Source organism: Bacillus sp. MUM 13 (assembly GCF_001866725.1).
Taxonomy (GTDB): domain Bacteria; phylum Bacillota; class Bacilli; order Bacillales; family DSM-1321; genus Peribacillus.
Map to the genome: position 1 here is coordinate 1 of NZ_MLYQ01000167.1, position 4,941 is coordinate 4,941.

Here is a 4,941-nt window from a genome sequence, read left to right on the forward strand (position 1 = left end):
TAAGGTGCGAGACTCCTGTGGGATTAGCGGGTAGGTGAGACCCCGCAAGCGCAGCAGAGGAGGCTCACCGCCCGCCCCACGGAAAGCGAGCATCCTGGAGCGGAAATCAACCCCCTGTTCAGGTAGCAACAAAGTTTACGAAAACAGCCTTATTATTAAATAGTTGTATCATACAAACAAGTGGTTGTATAATACAATCGTATGAAAAACTCCGGATAAGGAGATAACAGATGAGTGGAAACAAACGAAGCAATACAGGGAAAGAGTCCTTGGAGGTTATTGAGCATGAAATTGCCATGCTTCTTCGCAGGGCAGACTTTAAGCGTACGTTAGATGGAAAAAAAGACAGCCTGGACCGTTCGGGATACATCTTGCTCGACGGACTTATGCAGAACGGGCCTGCATCGTTTCGTGCTCTTTCACTCCTGCTGCAGCTAGACATTTCAACAGTCAGCAGACAGGTTGCGCCACTTGAAAATAAGGGATTTGTAATAAGAGGAAAAGACGAAAAAGATGCAAGAATCAGTACATTATCCATCACAGAAAGCGGAAAAGACGCACTTCTTGCTGCAAAAAATGACCGTAAAAAGGCTTACCAGGAGATTTTATTTGAATGGACTTCTGAAGAAAAAGATATTTTTGCTGAGCTGCTGACACGATTAAACAGAAAAATTGCAGACAGGAAAAAGCTCGAACAAAATTAAAAACATCTGGAGGTAACACAATGCAATCATTACAGTTAGACTTTAAAAAGACAGCACTAGTTATTATCGACCTGCAAAAAGGAATTACAGGATTTCCGGGCGGAAGTGAAGTGGTTGTACAATCAAAAAAGTTAATCGATAAATTTAGGGAAAATGAAGGTTTTATCAGCTTTGTGAGGGTGGATTTTCTTGATGGAAAGGACGCTCTAGTTCCTAAAACAGACCAGGCTGCTTCAGTTATGGAACGGGCTGCTGATTGGGCGGAGTTTGACCCATCCATGGAGGTTGGGCCAAATGATCATATTATAACCAAACGCCAGTGGGGTGCATTTTTCGGAACTGATTTGGATATCCAGCTTAGAAGAAGAGGAATCGATACGATTGTTCTCTGCGGCATTGCCACAAATATTGGAGTAGAAAGCACAGCAAGGGAAGCATTCCAGCATGGCTATAATCAAATCTTCATAACAGATGCTATGACTACCTTCACAAAGGAAGAACACGAGGCAACACTGAAGTATATTTTCCCGCGGATCGGCCAGCTTCGTTCAACTGAAGAATTTCTGTCACAGGTGAAATGATGCGCGGCGGCAAAAATGGCCGCTTTCTGTTTCTGACAGCAGTGGCAACGGGCACCATGCTTAATCCGCTGAATTCATCGATGATTTCATTGGCCCTTCATAGTATACAAAAGGATTTCCATCTCACTTTCAGTACGGTATCCTGGCTGATATCTTCCTTCTATCTGGCAAGTGCCGTTGCACAGCCTATAACAGGCAAACTGGGAGATTTGGCCGGCAGAAAGAAAATCTTTTTATTCGGGCTGCTATTGGTAGCTGTTTCGGCTATTGGCGCCCCATTTGCTCCAACCTTTATGGTGTTGCTATTATTGAGGCTTTTTCAATCGGTTGGAAGCAGTGCAATTTATCCATCTGGCATGGCGCTGTTGAGAAACAACATTCAGGAACGGCAGGCCTCAGCATTAGCGGTATTGTCAATTTTTGCTTCTGCTATGACAGCAATAGGGCCGACTGCGGGCGGATTTCTGATTGTGTGGGGAGGATGGCCAGCCATCTTTTTAGTCAATTTTCCATTTATCGTCATTAGCTTTGTGCTGGGATGGAAACTGTTTCCTGATGATTCCAAAAAAGAACGAACTTCTTTTAAAGAAATTATTCATCTTTTAGATGTCTGGGGGATTCTCCTGTTTTCAGCAGGGCTTATATGTTTATTATGGTTTCTGCTGTCGCTTGGCACTTCGGTTCATTACGGCTCAGGAGCTATAGGCATCGCTTTTATTTTATTATTTGTCTGGAGAGAGTTAAGGGTAAAGGATCCTTTTATTAATATCAGGATCTTTAAATCACATCCTGATCTTTCATGGGTGTATTTGCAGTATATTTTGCTGAATGTTTTTAACTATTGCCTATTCTTTGGACTGCCAAGCTATTTTCAGGATGAAATGCATTTCAGTGTGCAAAAAAGCGGGCTGCTTATGCTTTTCATGGCAGGAGTCAGCATTTTTATCTCTCCAATTACAGGAAAATGGGCCGACAAGTCAGGCGCAAAGCAGCCTATTGTAACAGGTGCTGTTTTAATGGTGCTTGGAGCTGTTATTATGAGTATTTTCTTTATACATGTCCCCGTAATAATTATGGGCCTTATTTTGTCCCTTCTGGGAATCAGTTATGGACTTGGAAATGTTGCCCTGCAGGCAGCGATGCTTGAGGCAAGTCCGCGGGAGCTTGTTGGAACGGCTTCAGGGCTTTTTCAGACCTGCAGATATTTAGGGTCCATATTTTCTTCCGTTGTGCTCGGTCTTGTGTTTGGAAAAGAAATAACGGCGGGCCATATGGAGATATTAGGAATGATTTTAACCGCAGCTGGTGTGCTCAGCTTTGTGTTTAGCCTGCTTTATGTAAAATCACTCAAACATAACCGCGTACGGGTAATAGAATAAACACACTGAAGGAGCCGGTTCCATGGAATCGGCTCCTTCAGTATGCTGGCTTAAAGCAGCGATTTTTCTTCAGGTAAACTATTTTTCAACTGTACCGCAGGGGTGGCCAAGCTGACGAATAATAAAACAAGTATATTAACAGCGAGCGCAATGACCCCTATGTTCAAATCCTTAACAGCTTGTGGAAGTGAAGGAAATAAACTGGATAAGGTGGTTCCGGAAATTGTTGTATATGCTACAACAGTTACACCTGCTATAATGCCTGCCGCTGCACCTTGCTTGGATACAATATTGTTTTTCCTCAAGCTGAGAACTAATGCAGGAAACAGCTGGGTGACAAGGCTGTATCCCATCAAGAGAAGGGTGACAATGGTATCTCCGCCCTTAAAGGTAAATAAAATGGATATCAGGCCAATGACAGGAACCATCAGTCGTGCAACCGCTGCAACCTGGCTGTTAGAAGCCGATGGCCTGGCTGTTTTGTAAATATTTTTGGCAAAAAGAGTCGCTGCAGCCATTAAAATCATAGAACCTGGCACTAATGCGGTTAATAGCCCGGCAGCTCCGATTAACCCCACCACCCAGGGATCGAAAGTCTTAATCGAGAGCCTGAAAAGGGATAAATCAGCATCTGCACCAGCAAGGCCGGGCACTTGGAGGATTGCAGCAAAACCGACAAACATAACGAATAAAAGAATAAGTGAATAAATAGGCATCAATATAGCATTTTTCCGGAAAACGTCTGGACTTTTCGCCGTGTATGCCGAAGCAAAGGTATGCGGCCACATATAGTAGCCAAGCATGGTCAGCAGCACAGTGGAAATGAACCAGCTGATGCTCATGCCTTTCACTGGCAAGATGGCAAAGCCGGGCTTTGATGCCTCAATGCTCGCAAACATGTTGTGCAGTCCGCCGTAATAATGGACGGGTAGATAAATTCCCAGAAAAACAACAACAACAAGAATCATGCCATCCTTTAAAATAGCTGTCCAGGCTGAGCCGTGGATACCTGAAATCATAACATAGACCGTAATAACAACAAGTCCGATCCAGACAGCAGCAGCAGGAGATATTCTTCCATATGATGCTTGAGAAACGATAATTCCAAGGCCCTTCAGCTGCAAAACGAGATATGGAATCAGTGCAGCAACTCCTACCAGTGAAACCAGTACACCAAGAAGGGGGCTTTTATATTTGCTGACAAAAAAGTCTGACTGTGAAAGCAATTGATGCTTTTTTGCGTACTTCCAGATGGGAGGGAGCAGCCAGTAAGAAAGGACATAGGCAAGTGTTCCGTATGCAAGTATATAAAGGGCCGGCCCTCCTTTTCCATAAGCCCAGCCGCTTCCGCCCAGGAAAGTGAAGGTGGTATATATTTCACCGGCCATCAGCAGGAAGACCAGCATCGAACCAAAACCTCGTCCTCCCACAGTCCATTGCTCCAGATCCATCTTCTTTCCGCGTTTGGCGCGAATGCCCAAATATAAGGAAATCACAAGAAATATTGCGAGAATCACTAATGATGAGTTCAATTAAATATCCCCCTTATTTGAGTCCAGCTTGTAGATGATTGCCATAATAAAAGAGGTCAGGATAACCCATAACACAATCCAAAACACCAAAAATGGAAGGCCTAAGACATAGGGCTCCACTTTGTTCACGAAGAATAAACCGCCCAGCATTCCTACGAAAGGAATGAAGGCTAGCAAATGAATAAATTTCAATTACGGCACCTCCTTTTTGATTTACAGGAATTATATAGGAAAAATATTTTTAAGGAAAGAAAAGAAGTATAAAAATTAAGAATTTTTAGAAATATGGTACAAATGGAGTGGAACACCAGGATTACGGCAATGCGCCTTCTCCCTGCAGGCCATCTGCTGTTCAATTCACATACTTTTCTGGGAAAAATCCTCCAAAGGTAGCTGTTTTGTTATTTACTGAATTGTTAAAATAGTCTTACATCAGGAATTGCCTTCAATTTCACTTTATCCGGGAGGGAATGTAGATGGAGAGAAAAATGCGTTTATATCCATATCAGGTGATTGCAGAGACCGAAACAGCCTCTGAAATTCCAAAAGGTGTAGAGCTTATCCAGGCCCCTAAGGTATGGGATAAGACAAAGGGCAGCGGAATAACCATCGCCATTTTAGATACTGGATGCGACATCACCCATCCTGATTTAAAAGAGCAGATTATTGGCGGAAAGAATTTTACCGGGGATGATCAAAGCAATCCTGATATTTACAAAGATTATAATGGTCATGGAACACATGT

Annotated in this window: 6 protein-coding genes; 4 read left to right on the forward strand and 2 right to left on the reverse strand. The window is 43.2% G+C overall.

All coding sequences use genetic code 11. The annotated features are described in order from the left end of the window. Positions 1–230 precede the first annotated feature (230 nt). From BIV59_RS22435 to BIV59_RS22445, 3 genes are read left to right on the forward strand one after another with little or no spacing between them, the layout of a single operon-like run. Positions 231–704 carry a MarR family winged helix-turn-helix transcriptional regulator gene (locus BIV59_RS22435; protein ID WP_071353678.1) on the forward strand — a complete coding sequence of 158 codons (474 nt, stop codon included), beginning with the start codon at positions 231–233 and terminating at the stop codon, positions 702–704. A gap of 20 nt (positions 705–724) precedes the next feature. Continuing rightward, positions 725–1,285, forward strand: coding sequence for an isochorismatase family protein (locus BIV59_RS22440; RefSeq protein ID WP_071353679.1), 561 nt, complete (start codon positions 725–727; stop codon positions 1,283–1,285). Beyond that, positions 1,285–2,664 carry an MFS transporter gene (locus BIV59_RS22445; protein ID WP_071353680.1) on the forward strand — a complete coding sequence of 460 codons (1,380 nt, stop codon included), beginning with the start codon at positions 1,285–1,287 and terminating at the stop codon, positions 2,662–2,664. Before BIV59_RS22440 ends, BIV59_RS22445 begins: the two co-directional genes overlap by 1 nt. A 50-nt stretch (positions 2,665–2,714) precedes the next feature. Here BIV59_RS22445 and BIV59_RS22450 read toward each other — a convergent pair whose 3' ends face one another. Then, entirely contained in the window at positions 2,715–4,196 is a 1,482-nt protein-coding gene (locus BIV59_RS22450; protein ID WP_071353681.1) for a sodium:solute symporter family protein, read from the reverse strand. Then, positions 4,197–4,388 (reverse strand): DUF3311 domain-containing protein, encoded by a 192-nt coding sequence (locus BIV59_RS22455; protein ID WP_071353682.1) that lies wholly within the window; start codon positions 4,386–4,388, stop codon positions 4,197–4,199. It lies immediately after the preceding gene. Between the two features lie 284 nt (positions 4,389–4,672). On the opposite strand from BIV59_RS22455, the gene BIV59_RS22460 reads away from it, so the two are divergent. Continuing rightward, positions 4,673–4,941: S8 family serine peptidase (locus tag BIV59_RS22460; protein ID WP_170846233.1), on the forward strand; the 269-nt coding region annotated here is incomplete at its 3' end.